This window comes from Prevotella sp. AGR2160 (assembly GCF_000424185.1).
GTDB lineage: Bacteria > Bacteroidota > Bacteroidia > Bacteroidales > Bacteroidaceae > Prevotella.
On the sequence record NZ_AUJK01000006.1, the window covers coordinates 113,896 to 133,822 of the forward strand.

15 protein-coding genes are annotated in these 19,927 nt (G+C 51.6%); 9 read left to right on the plus strand and 6 right to left on the minus strand.

The genetic code is table 11. The features are described 5' to 3' along the window. Nucleotides 1–19: 19 nt before the first annotated feature. Nucleotides 20–3,742 (minus strand): DNA polymerase III subunit alpha, encoded by a 3,723-nt coding sequence (gene dnaE / locus G604_RS0105905; RefSeq protein WP_028909763.1) that lies wholly within the window; start codon nt 3,740–3,742, stop codon nt 20–22. A 134-nt stretch (nt 3,743–3,876) separates the two neighbouring features. On the opposite strand from dnaE, the gene G604_RS0105910 reads away from it, so the two are divergent. The 5 genes from G604_RS0105910 (at nt 3,877) to G604_RS13670 (ending at nt 8,660) form a co-directional block, all read left to right on the plus strand. Next, nucleotides 3,877–4,572 (plus strand): phosphatidylserine decarboxylase family protein, encoded by a 696-nt coding sequence (locus G604_RS0105910; RefSeq protein WP_028909764.1) that lies wholly within the window; start codon nt 3,877–3,879, stop codon nt 4,570–4,572. 114 nt (nt 4,573–4,686) lie between these two features. Beyond that, entirely contained in the window at nt 4,687–5,433 is a 747-nt protein-coding gene (locus G604_RS0105915; protein WP_028909765.1) for a CDP-alcohol phosphatidyltransferase family protein, read from the plus strand. A gap of 48 nt (nt 5,434–5,481) precedes the next feature. Continuing rightward, nucleotides 5,482–6,117 carry an HAD family hydrolase gene (locus tag G604_RS0105920; RefSeq protein ID WP_028909766.1) on the plus strand — a complete coding sequence of 212 codons (636 nt, stop codon included), beginning with the start codon at nt 5,482–5,484 and terminating at the stop codon, nt 6,115–6,117. Nucleotides 6,118–6,172: 55 nt separating this feature from the next. Then, the gene (locus G604_RS0105925) at nt 6,173–7,801 is read left to right on the plus strand and encodes a class I adenylate-forming enzyme family protein (RefSeq protein WP_028909767.1); all 1,629 of its coding nucleotides are present in this window, start codon (nt 6,173–6,175) and stop codon (nt 7,799–7,801) included. Nucleotides 7,802–8,021: 220 nt separating this feature from the next. Further along, on the plus strand, nt 8,022–8,660 hold the full coding sequence (locus tag G604_RS13670) for an anaerobic C4-dicarboxylate transporter family protein (protein ID WP_081657677.1): 639 nt from the start codon (nt 8,022–8,024) through the stop codon (nt 8,658–8,660). An 8-nt stretch (nt 8,661–8,668) separates the two neighbouring features. Here the strand turns inward: G604_RS13670 and G604_RS0105935 are convergent, their stop codons facing one another. Then, nucleotides 8,669–9,379, minus strand: a complete 711-nt coding sequence (locus tag G604_RS0105935; protein ID WP_028909769.1) for a DUF2461 domain-containing protein — start codon at nt 9,377–9,379, stop codon at nt 8,669–8,671. A gap of 120 nt (nt 9,380–9,499) precedes the next feature. On the opposite strand from G604_RS0105935, the gene G604_RS0105940 reads away from it, so the two are divergent. Both G604_RS0105940 and dinB read left to right on the plus strand, forming a co-directional pair. After that, the gene (locus G604_RS0105940) at nt 9,500–9,817 is read left to right on the plus strand and encodes a nucleotidyltransferase family protein (RefSeq protein WP_028909770.1); all 318 of its coding nucleotides are present in this window, start codon (nt 9,500–9,502) and stop codon (nt 9,815–9,817) included. A gap of 418 nt (nt 9,818–10,235) precedes the next feature. Then, nucleotides 10,236–11,324, plus strand: a complete 1,089-nt coding sequence (gene dinB, locus G604_RS0105945) for a DNA polymerase IV (RefSeq protein WP_028909771.1) — start codon at nt 10,236–10,238, stop codon at nt 11,322–11,324. 172 nt (nt 11,325–11,496) lie between these two features. Here the strand turns inward: dinB and G604_RS0105950 are convergent, their stop codons facing one another. The 3 genes from G604_RS0105950 to G604_RS0105960 are packed head-to-tail and all read right to left on the minus strand — an operon-like array spanning nt 11,497 to nt 17,307. Next, the gene (locus G604_RS0105950) at nt 11,497–12,372 is read right to left on the minus strand and encodes a hypothetical protein (RefSeq protein WP_155941866.1); all 876 of its coding nucleotides are present in this window, start codon (nt 12,370–12,372) and stop codon (nt 11,497–11,499) included. A gap of 30 nt (nt 12,373–12,402) precedes the next feature. Next, nucleotides 12,403–14,121 (minus strand): RagB/SusD family nutrient uptake outer membrane protein, encoded by a 1,719-nt coding sequence (locus tag G604_RS0105955; protein ID WP_028909773.1) that lies wholly within the window; start codon nt 14,119–14,121, stop codon nt 12,403–12,405. Nucleotides 14,122–14,133: 12 nt separating this feature from the next. Then, complete coding sequence (locus tag G604_RS0105960) at nt 14,134–17,307, minus strand: SusC/RagA family TonB-linked outer membrane protein (protein ID WP_028909774.1); 3,174 nt, start codon at nt 17,305–17,307, stop codon at nt 14,134–14,136. Nucleotides 17,308–17,779: 472 nt separating this feature from the next. Between G604_RS0105960 and G604_RS0105965 the strand changes: the two genes are divergently transcribed. Beyond that, nucleotides 17,780–18,544, plus strand: a complete 765-nt coding sequence (locus G604_RS0105965) for an SDR family oxidoreductase (protein WP_028909775.1) — start codon at nt 17,780–17,782, stop codon at nt 18,542–18,544. Between the two features lie 59 nt (nt 18,545–18,603). Here the strand turns inward: G604_RS0105965 and G604_RS13675 are convergent, their stop codons facing one another. Next, complete coding sequence (locus G604_RS13675; RefSeq protein WP_155941867.1) at nt 18,604–18,963, minus strand: hypothetical protein; 360 nt, start codon at nt 18,961–18,963, stop codon at nt 18,604–18,606. A gap of 278 nt (nt 18,964–19,241) precedes the next feature. Here G604_RS13675 and G604_RS0105980 point away from each other — a divergent pair, with 278 nt between their 5' ends. Then, nucleotides 19,242–19,859 carry a DUF6621 family protein gene (locus G604_RS0105980; protein ID WP_028909777.1) on the plus strand — a complete coding sequence of 206 codons (618 nt, stop codon included), beginning with the start codon at nt 19,242–19,244 and terminating at the stop codon, nt 19,857–19,859. The last annotated feature ends 68 nt before the right edge of the window (nt 19,860–19,927 follow it).

The following is a 19,927-nucleotide window of genomic DNA, read 5'->3' on the forward strand; positions in this document are numbered from 1 at the left end:
TGATTGAATTGATAATATTCTAATTAATCTTGAATGTCATTGTGCCCGTACCCTCCAAATACTGTACCAAACTCTTGTTCACCGTTACCTGACGGCCACGGGAGCGCAGGGTGAGCGTTGTCTGATGCTCGGTATCCTTAATCTGCAGAAAGACCTGAGTATGACCGGGATTCTCGTTCATCACCGTTGTAAGATCATTGACAATCGTGTCATCAATGTCCTTACTGTCTACAGCGATTGTCAATTTGTCAATGCGGTTGTCCTTGACATCACTCAGATACTCGATGTTCTGCACCTTCAGCTCATAACTGTTACTGTTGCGGAAGCGCTGGACACTCTTGGCCGTGACATATACCGTACAGCCCTGCGTCAGCTTTCCCTGCCACATGGCCCAATCATCACCGAAGAGGGCCAACTCACCACTGCCGTCGAAATCCTCAATCGTCACAAAGCCGAAAGGTTTGCCGGTCTTTGAGGAGAAGCGCGACTGCACGGCAGTGACGATACCGCCGAAAGTCAGTTCATCACGCTCCGACAAGGCTTTCTTGTCAGCATCACGGCCGATCTCCGAACAATGCGTGTTACACATATTCTTCAGCACGACACTAAAGTCATCAAGCGGATGGGCAGAGAGATAGATGCCTACGAGATCACGCTCCTTATTGAGTTTCTCGATCGTGCTCCAGCTCTCGACCTTTGGGACCGGCGGTGTAGCGATAGCCACATCGCTCATCATATCGCCGAAGAGAGAGTTGCTCTGTTCCCGTTTGTCCTGTTGGTAGCGCTGACCGTATCTGACGAGAAGATCGAGGAACACCTCTTTCTTACTGTTTACGCCGAAGTAGCTCTCACGGGGAATGCCGAAGCCGTCGAAGCCGCCACTGAGGGCGAGACTCTCAAACGCCTTGCGGTTGACACTACTGAAATCGACACGCTCCGCGAAATCAAAGATATTCTTATAAGGACCATGCTCCTGACGCTCCTTGACGATAGCCTCAGCAGCAGCGGCACCCATACCTTTGATGGCAGAGAGGCCGAAACGAATCTCACCGGCTTTGTTGACACCGAACTGGGCATAGCTCTCGTTGACATCAGGGCCGAGAGTCTTGATGTTCATCGATTTGCACTCCTCCATGAGCTTTGTGATCTCCGTGATCTGCGAGAAGCGGCGCGTCATCAAGGCAGCCATATATTCTGCCGGATAATGCGCTTTCAGATAGGCCGTCTGATAAGCTACCCACGAATAACACGTAGCGTGAGATTTATTGAACGCATAGGAAGCGAACTTCTCCCAGTCGCTCCAGATCTTCTCGAGGATCTTCGGGTCGTGGCCGTTCTTCTTACCGCCCTCCAGGAAGAGCGGCTTCATCTTGTCGACGATCGCCTTTTTCTTCTTACCCATGGCCTTACGGAGCGCGTCACTCTGGCCTCGCGTGAAGTTGGCCAGCTGACGGCTCAAGAGCATCACCTGCTCCTGATAGACCGTGATGCCATAGGTATCCTTGAGGTATTTCTCCATACAAGGAATCGGATAGGTAATCTCCTGCTTGCCGTTCTTTCGGGCAATGAAATCAGGGATATAATCCATAGGTCCCGGACGATAGAGGGCGTTCATAGCGATGAGGTCCTCGAAAACTGTCGGCTTGAGCTCACGGAGATATTTCTGCATACCAGCTGACTCAAACTGGAACGTACCGATCGTGCGACCCTCCTGATAGAGCTTATAAGTAAGGTCGTCGTCAATAGGAATATGGTCGAGATCGATCACGTCGCCCGTTGTCTGCTTGATTACCTTACAAGCCTCCTTCAACTCCGAGAGCGTCTTCAAGCCAAGGAAGTCCATCTTGATCAGTCCCGTCGACTCAATGACATGACCGTCATATTGCGTGACCTGACATTTCAACTCCGGGAAATCAGGGTCATCGGCCGTACAGACGGGCACCCAGTCGCTGATCTTGTCACGACAGATGATAAAGCCACAGGCATGGAGACCAATACCACGAATCGTGCCCTCAAGCATGCGCGCATACTTGATGGTATTGCGCTCACGGGGATCATTGCTAACCTCTGCTTCCTGGAGTTCCGGCGTGCACTTGATGGCATTGGGAAGATTCATCTTCATACCGTCGGGAAGACGGTCGGGAATAGCCTTGCAGAGCGCGTTACTGCGGTCCAACGGCAGTTTCTCCACGCGCGCGACATCCTTGATGGAGTTCTTCGTAGCCATGGAGCCGTAAGTGATGATATGGGCACAGTTCTCGTGACCATACTTATCCATCACCCATCTGAGCACCTTGCCACGACCGTCATCATCGAAGTCGGTATCAATATCCGGGAGGTTCACACGATCCGGATTCAAGAAACGCTCAAACAGCAAGTCGTATTTCAACGGGTCGATCTTCGTAATACCCAAGCAATAGGCTACGACGCTACCGGCGGCGGAACCACGCCCCGGGCCTACCCAAACGCCAAGTTCATTACGGGCGGCATTGATGAAGTCCTGCACGATCAGGAAGTAACCGGGGAAACCCATCGTCTTCATGACATGAAGCTCGAAGTTGATATGCTCATGAACATTCTCCGGCAGCGGATCACCGTAACGCTCTTTCGCACCGGCATAAGCCAAATGGGCGAGATAGTCGGCCTCGAACTTGATGCGGTAGATCTTCTCATAGCCACCGAGGCGGTCAATGACTTTCTGTCCCTCTTCCGGCGGCAGCGGGTTCTGTCCGTTCTCATCGGTGGTGAACTCCTCGTAGAGCTGTTCCTTCGTGAACTTCTTCCGCCATTCCTCTTCCGTACCGAAAGACTCGGGAATGGGGAAGAACGGCATGATCGGGCCATGATCGATGGAATAGATCTCCACCTTATTTAATATCTCCAACGTATTGGTCAACGCCTCGGGGATATCACTGAAGATGGCGTTCATCTCCTCGCGCGTCTTAAACCACTCCTGCTTGGAATAGCGCATACGGTTGGGATCATCGAGGTCTTTTCCCGTAGCCAGACAGAGCAGATGGTCATGCGCCTCTGCCGTCTCTTTATCCTCGAAGTGGCAGTCGTTGGTACAGATGAGTTTGATGCCATACTCCTTGGCGAACTGCATCAACACCTTGTTGGCTTTCTGCTGCAAGGGGAACGTCTCGCGGTTGGCAATGATATTCGGATCTTTTACCTCGTGGCGCTGCAACTCCAGATAATAATCATCGCCAAAGACACGATGGTACCACTGACAAGCCTCACGGGCGCCCTCAATATCCCCTTTCAGAACCTTTGAGGGAACCTCACCGGCTATACAAGCGGAGCAGACGATAAGATCCTCGTGGTATTTCTCCAGTTCCTCACGGTCTGTACGCGGGCGGTAGTAATAACCTTCCGTCCAAGCGTGAGACACGAGTTTGATGAGATTCTTATAGCCGTGATAGTTCTTCGCCAACACGATAAGGTGATAGCCGGAATTATCACCATGCTCCTTCACCTTATCGGTCATCTTATGATGGGCCACATACATCTCACATCCGAAGATGGGCTTAAAAGGCTCAAGACCATCGGCCTTGCGCTTTTTGTTGATGCCGGCGCAGTAGTCGGCAAACTCTTTGATACCATACATCACGCCGTGGTCGGTGATCGCCATGCCTTTCATGCCGTCGGCAATAGCTTTGTCGACGAGATGAGGGACTTTCGACTGACCATCGAGAATCGAATAGTGGGTATGAACATGCAGATGAACGAAGTCTTCCATTCTGAAAAATCTTTCTTTGGAGCGTCAAAGTTACTACGAAAAGATGACATTACCAAAAGAAAGAGAGGAAAAATTTGCAGAAAACGCAAAAAATTGATAACTTTGCAAACAAAAAAATCAAGTATCCTAAATCAATGGGTAAGAAAATAAGGAAGATCAAGAAAATAAGAATACATCGTGAAGGAACGAATCAACTGGTTATCGGCGCCTTGGCCATGATTGCCATCGCCGCCCTGTTGTGGTTCGCTTTCGATACCCCTATTCCCTTTTGGTGCTTCGCCGTCGTCGCCGCCATCGTCTATGGAATCGTGCTGAACTTCTATAGCTGTCCGAAGCGTTTTCTGAACGTCGAAGATACCGACGGCATCGTTGTTGCGCCCGCCGATGGTAAGGTCGTTGTCGTCGAGGAAGTCGACGAAGACCGCTATTTCCATGACCGCCGCATTCAGGTGTCTATCTTCATGAGCCTCTTCAATGTCCACGCCAACTGGTTCCCTGTAGACGGCAAGGTAAAACTGGTACGCCATTTCAATGGCAACTACCACAAAGCCTGGCTTCCGAAAGCCAGTGAGGAGAACGAGCATGCCGATGTGATGATCACCACCGATGACGGCACGGACATTCTCTGCCGTCAGATTGCCGGAGCCGTAGCGCGCCGCATCGTCACCTACGCGCAGGAAGGTGAGGAATGTTATATTGACGAGCATCTTGGTTTCATCAAGCTCGGCTCTCGTGTGGATATCTTCCTTCCTTTGGGTACGGAGATCTGTGTCAAGGTAGGCCAGAAAGCCACCGGTGACCAGACGATTATTGGAAAATTAAAAAAGTAAAGAAGTAAAAAAGTAAACGTAGGGACATGATTTATCATGTTCCGCCAGACGTAGGGGCTTGATTCATCATGTTCCGAAAACTTTTTTGACGGTCCGTAATATTACATAAACGCTATGGCAGAAAACTCATTCAAACTCCTCAATATTCCCAACGCGCTGACATGCAGCAACCTCATCTCAGGATGTATCGCCACCTCGTTTGCCTTTGCTGGTCAGCCGCTGTGGGCACTGCTGTGGATCATCATCGGCGCCGTCTTTGATTTCTTCGACGGCATGAGTGCCCGATTGTTGAAGGTCTCTTCGCCCATAGGCAAAGAACTCGACTCGCTGGCTGATGACGTGACGTTCGGCGTAGCGCCTTCCACGATGATCTTCTGGTATCTCGGCGTCCTCGAATACCCGTCCTTTCTGCAGCCCATGAGCACGCTGATCCCCTTCCTGGCTTATATCATGGCCGCCTTCTCAGCCTTGCGACTGGCGAAGTTCAACCTTGACACACGCCAGACGACATCCTTCATCGGACTGCCGACGCCTGCCAACGCCCTCTTCTGGGGCTCTCTCATCGTGATCAGCCCCTCTTTCATCGAGAACAACAGTTGGGGCTGGCTGATGATCCTCATCCTCGCCGGTATCAGCAGTTATCTGCTTATCTGCGAGATGCCGATGTTCGCCTTGAAATTCAAACAGTGGAGTTGGAAAGGCAATGAGCTGAAATACAGCTTTGCCATCTTCACCCTTGCGATGATCGTCATCTTCTCTATCGCTGACGGTGCCAAAGGCGTGTTGGAGGCTTGGATGCCTATCATCCTTGTCTATGTCGTACTTTCTGCTCTAAAGGATATACGAATGAAGAAGCAATAACAAGACTATCCCATGGAACAAGCAGTGGGATAGGAAAAGAATTAGCTTATGAACTTAACAAAAGAACAATATCAGGCGGCCCTATTCGATCTCGATGGGGTCGTTTTTAATACAGAGCCCCAATACACGATTTTCTGGGGACAGATCGGCAAAGAGCTGAAGCCGGAGATTCCCGACTTCGCCCATAAGATCAAGGGCCAGACACTCACGCAGATCTACGACCGTTATTTCCCCGGTGAAGAGCAACTGCAAGCAAATATCACGGAGCGCCTCAACGACTATGAGCGACAGATGGAATATCCGTACATCGATGGTCTTCCGGAGTTTGTGAAAGCCCTTCACGAGCAGGAGATTCCCACGGCCATCGTCACGAGCAGCAACCAAGCGAAGATGGAGAATGTCTACCGCCATCATCCCGAGGTACATCAACTCTTCGACCATATCCTCACGGCTGAGGATTTCCAGCGTTCCAAGCCCGACCCCGACTGTTATATCCGTGCCGCCCATTCCTTCGGTCTGCAGCCCTGTGACTGCATCGGCTTCGAGGACAGTATCAACGGTCTGAAAAGTCTGCGTGCCAGCGGAGCCTACACGGTAGCCCTGGCAACGACGAACAGCCGTGACGTGCTCGCGCCCCTCTCCGATATCGTCATTGATGACTACCGGCATTTCAGGGAACTATAGATCAAGCATAGCTCGCCATAGATTACTATAGCGAGCTATAAATATAAGATAAGGTATGGAAGAATTTAAAACGATTTTTGAGAGACACTACACTTGGATTGAAGGCTTTATGCGTAACGTACGGCGTTACGGCCAGCGGATGGCGATGATTGATCCCCTTCAGCATAAGACCTGGAATTACGGACAACTCAACGACGACTGCAACCGCATGGCCAACCACATTGTGGCTGACCATCTGCAGAAAGGTGACGTGCTGATGCTTCAACTCCCCAACTGCGCTGAGTTTGTTTTCACCTATATCGCCGCCCAAAAGACACATACCGTCTGCTGTCCCGTCAGTTTCCGTCTCAGTGCCGGAGAGCTGGCGTGGCAGATCAAGACCGCACGACCGAAATATCTGATCTTCGACGAGAAGCGCCGCGATGTCGTGGAGAAAGCCATCGCCCTCGCCGACTACCAGCCGCAGCGCCTGCTAACCATTGACGGAGAAAGCCGTGGGAATATCCTCAATTTCACGGAGCTGATGCGCGACATGCCGGCGACAGAGCCGGAGAATCACCGTGAATACAATATCTATGACGAGACGACGCGCCTCTTCACCTCCGGCACGACGGGCCGTCCGAAAGCCGTACCATTGACGAGTATCAACGAGGTGCTCTCCGCCCACGACGTGATGATTCATTTCCCGATGAACTATCGTGACGTGACGATGAATACCACACCGTGGTTCCACCGTGGCGGCATCCACTGCGCCGGTCCTTGTCCGACGTTCTACGCTGGCGCCTGTCTCATCATCATGAACAAGTTCGACGCCAAACTGACACTGCAGTATGTCGAGCGCTATAAGATCACGTTCATCATCGGCGTGCCCACCGTCCTTGAGCGCCTCGCCGATGAGGAGGAGAAACAAGGCTATGACCTCTCCACGCTTCACGGCATCGTCACCATGGGCAGTCCGTTGGAACGTTCCGCCTGTATCCGCTATCAGAAAGTCCTCACACCGAATATCTTCAACGGCTACGGGACGACGGAGACCTTCTGGAACACGTTCCTACGGCCTTTCGACCTGCCGGAGAATGCGGGAACGGCCGGCTGTTCCTGCGTGGATGATGATGTGCGCGTTGTGAAAGTCTATAGCGACCGTCATGCCGAGCCCGATGAACTCGTCGCCCAGGACGGCAACGAGATTGGCGAAGTGATTATCTGTTCGCCTGCAAAGTCGCCTTATACCTACGTTAATAACGAAGCCGAGACAGCGGCCAAATACTATAAGGACTTCATCTACACCAACGATCTGGCCACATGGGATGAGAATGGTTTCATCAGCATCATCGGCCGAAAGGATGACATGATTATCTCTTCGGGCGAGAATATCTATCCCGTGGAAGTGGAGGATGTCCTCGACAGTCATCCCAAGGTGGAGGACAGTATGGTCACTGCCGTTCCCGACAAGATGCGCGGCCAACTCGTCACGGCGTATGTCGTCCGCAAAGACCCGTCGCTGACGCCTGAGGAGCTTGATGAATACTGTAAGGCCAGTGATGCCATTGCCAACTTCAAGCGCCCTCGCCTCTACCGTTTCGTCGCCCAACTGCCAATGAACGCTACGGGAAAGAAGCTCCACATGAAGATGAAGGAGATCGCTCTTCAGGATCTGCGCAACGGACTATTATATCAAATATAATGGAGAACGGAAAATGGAGAATAGAGAATGGAGGAGGATCCTATATATAATAAGGTGTAAGATGAGGGAAGTAACGATTGGTTACTTCCCTTATTTTTTAAAAAAAAAACACGGGAAATCTTTGGTGTTGTCAATGTTTCTTCTTACTTTTGCAAAGTCAACATTACAAAAGATATTGACAGTAAACTATTCCGTATCAACGCCTAAACAGTAACGCATAATGAGTTTATTAATGATTGTAGAACTCCTCGTAGTTCTCATTGCTCTGTGGATCGGAGCCCGTTACGGATCCCTCGCCCTTGGTGCCCTGGCCATCGTGCTCTGTATCTCATTGCTGAAAATGGCGGGTATCGAGATTCTGCCGCAGTTTATGGAGGACGGCAAACCCGAGCGACTGTCGATGAACATCGTCATCCAGATCATCATGATCACTGCCACCGCCTTCATGATCATCTTCTGTAAGGCGAAGCCTAAAGACGCTGTCGGCGGCAAGGTATGGCAGAACGGTATGGTTGCCGTCGTCGCCATCTATGGTATCGCGTGGATGAGTAACACCTATTTCGACAACTACAAGCCAGAGATGCAGGCCATGCTGACGGGCATCATCACGAAGTATCCGTGGTCCATCGCCTTCGCCTTCTTCACCGTCTCCGTACTGATCAACTCGCAGGGCGCTGTTGTGGTGAGCATGCTGCCACTGGCCTACTCCCTGCATATCGAACCGTGGATTCTCCTCGGTGTGATGCCGTCGGTCTATGGTTATTTCTTCATCCCGAATTATCCGTCGGATATCGTCACCGCCACCATCGTCGGCCTCGGCGTCAGTTACGTCTACCATTTCTGGCTGGGAATATACTAAAAGAGACATTAGATATAATCATCAACGACGGAGTTGATGATATCCATGCTGGGCTTGGCGATCTTCGCCAGGCTCACTACTTTTTTCATCCATTCGTCGCCCTGGAAGAAGTTATCGTCAACATGCTTCCAACAGACATAATCTTTCATTCGCAGATAGTCGATGTCGGGATCATTCTTGTCAAATCCCTTCGGCGCCGTCTTCAATGCCGTGAGTCCGAAGCCCTTCTCCGACACCTCCTCATCGGTCCATGTGCCGGCATTAGGGTAACCGAACGCCTTAATAAACTGTCCGTTCTCCACGGCTTCCTTCCAGTGCTCGATGTTTCCCTTGATCTCATTACGACAACTCGTGAGAATATTTGTCGGCAGATAATAACAGCCGAAAGCCACGAGACTCTGTCCAGGTTGCACATGGATATAATAGCCTCCGCGCAAGCTTTTCTTCCCTGCCGAACAGATATAGGCGCCGAAATGGCGCTTATAGGGTGACTTATCCTGTGAGAAACGGACATCCCGATAGAAGCGGTAACAGCAGTCCTTTGCCGTAAGATATTTTATCTCCGGATCCACTTTCGCCAACTGAGCGATGAGCGCGTCTATCCCCTGCCGGAAATCCTCCTGACAGGCATCATATTCCGCTTTATGCGCATGAAACCAGTCGCGGTTGTTGTTGGCCGCCACATCCCTGAGGAATTTTTGTATTCGTTGTATATCCATTGTCGTTCGATCTAAATTCTTTTTTCCTAAATAGCGAACAAAGTTAACAAAAAAATAAGAGAAACATTTGCTCATATCACAAAAAAAGACGATATTTGCAAATAAAAGATCAGTAAATATATGGTTAGCGAAAATATCCGGGCGATGATTCCCCAAATCCAACAGTACTTGACTGGTCAACCCATCAAGAGAGCATGGCTGTTTGGTTCTTCCTCACGAGGTGAAGAACGACCGGACAGTGATATTGATATACTCGTGCAGTATGATGAATCAGCCGGCATTTCTTTGTTTACCATTTCCCGAATGATGATTCAGATGAAAAAACTCCTGGGTCATGATGTCGATCTTGTAGAATTGGATCGCCTTCTGCCTTTTGCTGCCGAATCAGCCAACCATGATAAAATTCTGATTTATGAGAGAAAGAATTATGTAGTTTAATGAATCACTAGATATTTAACGTAGTCGAAAAGTCTCCATCAATATTCATCAATATTTCATCAATACATTGGCGCTTCAATACGCGTCAATTGATGCCAAGGCATCGCATCAATTATCATCAATTGGTCCTCCGTAGGGTGCGGCCCTTGTGGCCGTCCTAATAGTGAAATTGTTGTCATTCTCCCGGTTAGGACGGCCACAAGGGCCGCACCCTACGGAGGGAGCCAAGTACCTCGCTCCGTATATTGATGATAATTGAATTGATGGCAGAGCCATCCATAGATGTTCATCGTTGCCACTAAAAGCACTATAGATATTGATGAAATATTGATGATAATTGATGGGGCTTGAACCACGAGAATTTCTGAGTCCCAAGATAATTCATAAAATCCTCTCGCAGGAACCGAAAAGAATTTCTATGACCCAAAACAGAAAGATCATACATATCGATATGGATGCGTTCTTTGCCAGCGTGGAACAACGGGACAACCCGGAGCTGCGCGGCAAGGCCATTGCCGTCGGCTTCGACGGTGAGCGGGGTGTCGTGTCGACGGCGAGCTATGAGGCACGGCGCTTCGGCGTCCATTCCGCCATGCCCATTGCCACGGCGAAGCGGCGCTGTCCCGACCTCATTATCGTTCCCGTGCGCCACGGCTATTATGAAGAGGTGTCGCACGAGATCCGCAAGATCTTCCAAGAATACACGGACCTCATCGAACCGCTGTCGATCGACGAGGCCTTCCTCGATGTCACGGAGAACAAGAAGGACATCCCCCTTGCCAAGGACATCGCCATCGCCATCAAGGAGGAGATCAAGGAGAAACTCCATCTCACGGCCTCTGCCGGCGTCTCTTACAATAAGTTCTTAGCGAAGATCGCCTCTGACTATCAGAAGCCCGACGGCCTCTTCGTCATCCATCCCGACAGGGCATTGGACTTCCTCTCCGACCTCCCCGTGGAGGATTTCTGGGGCGTGGGCCCGAAGACGCTGCAACTCATGCACCGCATGGGCATCTATACCGGCGGCCAGTTGAGAAAGGTTTCCCGCTCCCATCTCCGTGAAGTCTTCGGGAAGTCGGGGGATATCTTCTACAACTTCGCCCGCGGCATCGACGACCGCCCCGTTGTCACCGAACGTGTCCGTAAGTCCGTGGGCTGCGAGCAGACGTTCCTCGAAGATATCAGTATTCCCTCCAAGGTCATCATTGAACTCTATCATACCGTCCTCGAACTTGTCGACCGCATCCATGGCGATGGCTTTGAGGGCCATACGCTGACGCTGAAGATCAAATACGGTGACTTCACGCAGATCACGCGCAGCATCTCCGGCAATAAAGTTCTCAGACGGAAAGACGACATCCTTCCACTGGCCAAGCAACTCCTTCACCAGGTCAGCTACGATGCCAACCACCCCATCCGTCTCCTCGGTCTCTCCGTCTCCAATCCCAATCCACAGGAAGACAACGACGAGCCACAATGGTATGAGGGCTGGCTCGATTTCGAATAAACGGAGCACATCCGACCTATGGTCTGCGGACGGCCACAAGGACCGCACCCTGCCAGAGATAGAAAAGACAAACTGTGCAAGGGGCATGCACAAAGTGTGCAGACCCCTTGCACAAAGTGTGCAAGGCCTCTGCACAGTTTTTATCTCACGGAGAGAATCCGCGGGAAGAGGATTACTTGATCGTGAAGTTCAGCGAACCCCAGTAGTCCTCCTTGCCCGTTGACATCTGCATATAGTAGACGTACATCCACCCGGTCTTCGTCGAACTGTCATAAGAAGAATAACCGGAAGTCTGGCTCACGAGGAGATAGACGTATGAGAGCGACATGCCATCGGCACCCCAGGGATAGAGGCTGAACTGCATACCGATATACGATCCATAGTCGTCAGAATAGAGATCGTATGCGTTATCCTTGTTCTCTTCGGCCAACTCAGGATAAGCAATGCCCTTGCTGCCGTCGGCATGGATGATGAGCGGATGACCACTGCCGGCAAAATCAGGAATCTGATACTCACCGCCACCGAGGTCATAGGCCTTGTCCGTCCAATAGTCCGTATAGTTCGTATAATCGGAATAGAGATAATAGAACTGGATATTCACGGCTGTGGGATAGACGGCGGAGGCCGTGTAAGAGATGCCGCCGTCGAGAAGCGTGGAGTAAGGATCGACCTCGTCGCCGGAGAGCGTCAGCGTGTAGGCGAAGCTGTCGCCCTCTTTCGCCGTATCGGGGAGATTGACGATGGCGTAGGCCACGGAGTCACCATCGCTGAACGTCACCGACGGCGCTGCCGTCACGCCTGCCGTCGCCTTCGTAAGGGCTACGGGAACGGTCAGCGTTCCGTTCTTCGTATTTCTTACAACCTTATATTTCAACGTCTTCGAGGCATCGGAGCCATAGAGCAACGACTTCGTCGTGTTATCGGCTGAGAAGTGTACCTGCTGGCAGTCGCTCTTCAGCGCCTCCGCAGCCTCATAGCTGTCATCATCCGAGCACCCTGCGAGGACCATAGCCATCAACAGGGTTATCATATACAAATATTTCTTCATAGGACCATTCTTTTTGATTCTCTCTGACCGTTATTCTCCCTGCGGGTCAGGGTTGTTGACAATACCTTTGTTGTTCTGTACCTCATAATTCGGAATACAGATATTCATCGCCGGAGCAACATAGCCGTTGGCCACGCTCTGCTGATAATAAGTATAGGTGTTGGAACCGTCATACTCCGTACTGAAGCCTTTGCGCAGGCGCTTGAGATCATAATAGACGACACCCTCGCCCCAGAACTCAATCTCTTTCTCTCGGATCACCTCATCCTCGAAATCCCATACACTGGTAGACGTACACTTGTAAGGTGTGGGATTGGCGGCGGTTGTCGTACAGCGATAGGTATTCATGAAATTCTCCAGGAGTTTCTGTCCGGCCTTCAGTCCTTCGGTGAATGCCGTAGCCTCTGCCTCAATGAAATACATCTCTTCCACACGCATCAACGGGATGGACACGGCACTGCCTGACTTATAGTCGGTCATATTGCCACCGGCGGGCTTATATTTCAGTCCGGCATAAGCGGGGAGATTGGCGAAGTTGGAAGCGGTGAGCAGCGTGCTGTAATGGCCTACGCTGTCAGCCTGTCCGGCATCCCCGGGAGCCACCCACGTATAACGGCGCCAGTCGGAGGGATCGATCTTCTCATACAGGGAGCGGTCAATCTCACGGTAGGCCTCATCACTCTGCATACCGGCGATACCGAACTCCGTCTCACTCGACATGTAAGACACGAAACTCTTCCAGGCCCAGTCGTCATCATCGATATCATCGGTGCCTATCTTCATGGCCCACATCCATGACTTGTTGACGGTGTTGAAACCGGTGATCTCGTTGTACCAGTCGGTCTTCGACATCGGCGTATAGCCTTGGTTGATAGCCATACGGGCATACTTAGCCGCATTGGCGAAACACTGTGTCGCCGTGGTGATACCGAGTTTATCATAGGTCTTCAGCGAGTCGTCGTCCTCATGGGCGAGTTGCTTCTTCAGGTCTGAACTGTTATAGTCGAAACGACTGCCGAGCTCAAGCCAGAAACGGGCCTTCAAGCCATAGACGACGGCCTCGTTGGCATCGGTCTCATTATCCCGGGCATAGCCGTTGAGGAAGCGCTCGGCACGGTTGAGGTCGGTGAGGATAAAGCGGTCCATGACATAGAAGGGCACACGGGGATTGTTCTGGCTCTCCTTCTCCGTCGTGTTCTGCGTGATAATCGGTACGGTGAGACCGTAGAGGCCGTTCTTCGTGGCGTAACTGTCGAGGGTCGTCGATCCCGTAGCCTTATATTCGAAGAGGCGGGCGGCATTCATATAAGCGAAGGCGCGGTAGGCCAGGGCGTTGCCCATATATCCGGCATAAGCTGTGGTATCGGTGCCGACAGCCGTGAGCAGGAGATTCGCACGCTTGATGATGTCGTAATGGTATTTCCAGAAGTCATAGGAATAGGCGTAGTTGCCGCCTACATAGCCCTCGGAGACATACATGTAATAATCCCACGACGGCGTGGCGATAGGTACCTGACCGACAATGACATCGGTGGCCAGGGAAATGCCGGCATAGCCGCAACTGATATCGGAATAGCCGAGCTTGATCATCTGCTTGGCAATGGCATTGTTCAATCCCTCAATACCACTCTTCGACGACTCCACCTGACTCTGCGTCAGTCCCTCGGTGGGAGTCACCGTATCGAGACAACTCGTCAGCAGCAGACTGCAGCCCACTGCCGCAAATATATATTTGATATTTCTTTTCATAACAATCTTCTTTTAGAATTTCACAGTGATACCACCGGAGATGGTGCGGACAGGATGGAAATCTTCCGTACTCGTCTGTCCGGAGAGGCTCGTACGTGGATCGAAGCCCTTACGCTTGGTCCAGTAGTAGACATTATCACAGGTACAGTAGATACGTACGCTGGTGAGGCCGAGGTTCTTGATCCAGTCTCGCGGCAACGTGTAGCCGAGACTGATATTCTTGAACGTCAGATAACTGGCATTCGTCAGGAAGCGGCTGGAAGTGTAACCATTGGAGGTATCGCCATACTGGAAACGGGGGATATCACTCGTGGTGTTGTCCTCCGACCATGCGTTCCACAGATCTTTATGGAGGTTATGACGCTCGGCGGCGGCATAGGGTGAGGACATCAGCGTGGCATAACCACTGTCGAGGGCCTTACCGCCGATGGAATAGATGAAGCTGGCCGTGAGGTCGAAGCCGTAAGCCGTCAGCGACGTACCGAAACCGCCATAGACTTTCGGGTTGGCATCGCCGCAGTTATAATAGGAGGCCTGCGAATAGGATGTTGTCGTCGTCTCCGTACCGTCGGCATTACGGACATACCAGGTGGAACGGCCCTCACTGTCGGGACCGGCATACTTCGGCATATACCACGTATGCAGAGGCAGGCCCTCACCAACGAACCAGAAGTCGGAGAGATCGGTATAACCGGCGTGTCCGTCGACGCTGACGGTCTTGTTCTCGTCAGGCAGGTAAGTCACGCGGTTGACATTGTGCGAGAGGTTGAAGTTGACGTTCCAGTCAATGTTCTTCGTGCGGATGATATCACCGGCAAGGGCAATCTCAACGCCCTTGTTGACCATATCGCCGATATTGTCGTAATAACCTGTATAACCGAGAGATACCGGCGTGGTAAAATAAAGCAGCATATCACTCGTCTTACGGTGATAGTATTCCACGCTGCCCGTCAGACGATGATGGAAGAGCTGGAACTCCACACCGGTGTTGAAGTTGCCGTTCTTCTCCCACGTGATATCCTCACTACCCTTTCGCTTGAAATCAATGGCGCCATTACCGTCAACACTCGCGATAGAGTAATAATCGGTATAGAGGAAGTCGTCGATACCATCGTTACCCTGCTCACCATAGCTGGCCTTAAGCTTCAACTCATCAATCCAGTTGTTCTTCGGGAACCATGCTTCCTTACTGATGATCCATGCGCCACCAAGTGACCAGAAGTTACCCCAGCGATGATTCTCGGCGAAACGCGAGGAACCGTCACGGCGGAAAGAGAAGGAGCCATAATAACGGCTGTCATAGTCATACTGGGCCTGGAACATATAACCCTCTACGTTGTAACGGGTACTGTAACCGGTTCCGTTGACGAGCGTCAGCGCTCCGGCGGGTTCCTTGTCGGCACTATAGTCGAGGACATGGTTACGCGACACGCTCGTCGTCGTACCGTCCTGCAGAGTATACTCATGACCGAGCATGAGGAAGAGAGAATTCTTGCCCAACTGCTTGTTCCAGTAGAGCAACTGCTGGGTATTGAAAGAATAGGTACGGTAATGATCGGCATCAGCATAACCGCCGGTGGACTGGCCGAGCTCACCATATTCGGAAGGATAGGAGGAGACGGCGCGGTTCTCCGTGTCGTAGACATTGACATTCAGCGTGAGCTTGAAGTCACGGAGGAAGGAGATATCACTGTATGCGGCGAAGTTGAACGCGTTGCTGATGTTGTTGGCGGTCGTCAGACGGTCTTCCTGAAGGAAGTTCTCACCTTGGGAGACAGGACGTACAAGCCCGGTATAGGTGCCGTCGCCATAGTCGTAGACCTTTCCGTTATCATCGGTGAGGATATTGCCATTGGCATCACGGACAAAGGCGGGATAGATATTCGGCATCTTCAGCACGCCGGCATACGTGCTGTAGTTGCTGTCGGAATTGGTATGGATGAAACGGGTGTTGACGCCCATCTTCAGCCACGGACGGGCCTGATAGTCGGCTTTCATCATACCACTGTAGCGCTTGTATCCCGCACCGTAGTTGACGCCTTCATTGCTCAGGTAACTGCCACTGCCATAGAAAGAGAACTGGTCGGTACCGCCGTTGACACTGACATTATATTCCTGACGCAGTCCCGTACGGTAAGCCAGGTCTTTCCAGTTGTCGGGATAGAGCATATAGGACGTGCCGTTGTTGGTCACGATATTGCCGAGTGTGGCGTTAGGGTTCATCTTGCCATTCTGACCGATCAGCGCCTGGCCACTGGGAACGGAGAAGACGGAGAAGCCGAGACCGCCCTCGGCACGACTGGCACCGATAGTATTGTTGGCACTCTGCCAGGCCTGGTAGGCATTCTGTCCCTTGCTGTTCGTATAATAGTTGTAGAGTCCTTTATAATAGAGCTCGTAATATTCGCGGGGGTCCTTGATATAGTCATAGTCGACATAGCCGTCACTGTTGCCGCCCCATTTGGCATCAACGGTGATGATGGCCTTGCCTTTCTGCGCATGCTTCGTGGTGATCATGATCACGCCGTTGGCACCACGGGCGCCGTAGAGGGCATTGCTCGCGGCATCCTTCAGCACGCTGATACTCTCGACATCCTGCGGGTTGATATCACTGTAATAACCATTGTAAGGCAGTCCGTCGACGATGATCAACGGGGACGTACTGGCATTGATGGAACCAATACCACGGATCAAGATGGTAGGGTTGGAGGAGGCGGGATCGTTGCTCTCCACCATCTGTACACCGGCGACCTGGCCGTTCAGCGCTTCAATAGGGTCACTGACCTGACGCTTGGCGATGTCGCCGCTCTTCAGCACGCCGGCGGAACCCGTGAAACTCTCGCGTTTCTGCTTACCGAAGGCCACGACGATGACATCGTCGAGGTTCTTTGAGTCGGACGACAACACGATCTTCATGTCCGGCTTGATGGTCACGCGCTGCTCACGCATGCCCAGGTAATTGACAATAAGGGTGTGGGCTGATGCCGGGAGATCCGACAGTTTAAATTTACCGTCAATGTCCGTGACGGTTCCCGTCTTCGTTCCTTCAATACGGATAGAAGCACCGGTAATGGGCTGACCGTCATCCTCGGCGGTCACCACGCCTGTCACTTCATTGTTCTGCGCTGATACCGACAGCGAGGACGTCAGGAGACAAGCCAAAAGAAGTTGATACCTTTTCTTCATACGTTCTCTCTAGTTTATTCGTTCTCTCTTATTAAATACGTCCTCCTTCTATCGACTTCATCCCGAAGTACACCTTCATAAGTAGTTTAATGATGACTATCTTTTTCCGTTGGCAAAGTTACGGACATTTTAAAAAACACCGAAATATTTAATCAATTATTTTCAATATTCACCAAATAATTTTACAATTGAAATATTTTCGCACAAATAACCACATAATTGAAATCCACTCGTACAGACATGCTCCATCCTGTTCCGCTCATCTCCCGTCTTGTAGGGCCTGCCGTTGTGTGCTTGCGCTTTGCAAGCGCAAGGAAGCGCATCTGTAAGCACAAGAAAGCGCCGTTGTAACCGCAAGGAAGCGCCGTTGTAGCCGCAAGGAGCCACACTTCCCTCGATATTTCTCCGTTTTTCTTTTCCCTCCAAGAACTTTTTCGTAAATTTGCAACAGCTAAATAGAAACCTTTCTATGATGAAGAAGAAAATCGTACTCATCACCGGCGCTACAAGTGGCATCGGTGAAGGCTGCGCCCGGCGCTTCGCCGAAGGCGGCTACAACGTGATCATTACCGGACGGAAGCGGGAGAAACTGCAAAGCCTGCAGAAGGAGTTGGAAAACGGCGGTACGGCCGTACTGCCCCTCGCCTTCGATGTCAGAGACCGCAAAGCGGCAGAGGCGACCGTGGCCTCCATTCCCGAGGAATGGCGGGACATCGACGTGCTCATCAATAATGCCGGACTGGCTCGCGGACTGGAACCGGAATATCAAGGCGACTTCGACGACTGGGACCAAATGATCGACACGAATATCAAAGGGCTGTTGACGATGACGCGCCTCATCGTGCCCGATATGGTCCGTCGTAATCATGGACACATTATTAATATAGGTAGTGTCGCCGGTGATGCCGCCTATGCTGGCGGTAATGTCTACTGCGCTACAAAGTCGGCCGTGAAAGCCATCACCGACGGTCTGCGTATCGACGTTGCCGACACACGGCTGCGCGTAACGAATATCAAACCGGGACTCGTGGAGACGAACTTCTCCAATGTTCGCTTCCATGGTGACGACAAACGCGCCGACAAGGTCTATGAGGGTATCCAGCCGCTTACGGGCGATGATATCGCCGACGTCGTGTTCTATGCAGCCAGCGCGCCGGAACATGTACAAATTGCGGAGGTTCTTGTCCTCGCTACCCATCAGGCTAACGGTACGGTCATCCACCGCGAACATCAATAAAAAGGATACCAGGATAAGTAGGTGGCCGCCATGTTGCGGCCACGCAAGGAATTATTAGCTTACAGCTTGTTGATAGCGTTGGTTGCTGCATTGACAGCAGCCTTCTTGGCAGCGCTCTTGGCAGCGGCCTTGGCAGCCTTCGTCGTTGCGGAAGAAGACGTGCTCTTGGCATACTTGCTGACCGTCTTGGCAGTATTGTAAGCCTTCTTGGCCTTCTTATAGGTCTTCTGAGCCTTCGCAATCTTCGTGGCGTTCTTCGCAGCTGCCTTCGTGGCGGCTGTAGCAGCCGAAGTCTTTGCACTCGATACAGCGGCGGCACCGGCAGCCTTAGCGGCAGCGGTGGCTGCAGACTTAACCGTCTGCGCATTGGCACCCATCACCATGACGGCTGCCAGCATCATCATCAAAATTCTTTTCATAATCGATCTGATAAATAAAACTTATATTGTTTGATTCAAATATCCTCTTGCAGGGGCCGGCCCTTGTGGCGGCCCGCCGACCGATAGGTCGGATAATTTTTATTTTCCTTTTAGACGAAAACCTTCTCGCAAAGATTAAACCAAAAATGGATAAGAAACATTAATTATCAAAATAAAATATAAAACATCATCGTTTCGTCCCTCATCCGTAACTTTTGTGATAAAAAATTCATCGGCTATATTTCCAAGTGTGACAAAAAAGCAGTATCTTTGCACGTATGAATCAAACAGCTATCCATCCCAGCGAGAATATCCGACTCAGCGAGAACATCATCATCGCTGACGGCGATTATATCGACCGCGTTGCCTTCGCCCTTAGCGTACAGTTTGAGCGCATGATCGGCAGACGCATCCCGCCCGCCGACCTCAGCCGGTGGGCCGTGGACATCGCCCTCGACGGCGGACTACGGCCCGGGAAGAAACATGAGACACAGCTCGTCATCATCCATAACCCCAAGAAGCACGCTCTCGAAAACTTTCGCCCCGCTGACTACGACAACGAGCTCAACGGCAAGGCCTTCAACGATGACAAGCTCGGCGAGTTCATCGTCAACGCCTATGCCCCCAATCAACTCGTAACGAAGGACGACTATATCCTGAACCTCGTCAAGACCGTCTGCAGTCACGAGGAGGTACGCCGCGTGATGGTCATACCCGACAGTGAGACGAGTGATCTCTACGACCAGCTCCGCGAGGCCCTCCGTGATGTCGACGACGAGAAACATATCACGCTCTTCGCCATGCAGCCCCTCCCCGGCGGCAACTTCCGCCAGGAAATCCTCGGCTACAGCATCATGAATGCCCTCGGCATCCGCGCCGACGAGATCAAAGGCTAAAGTCCTGTCGTCTTCGCGCGCCATCAGGCCTATAGTGCCTATTATGCCTATAGTGCCTATCCCGCTTA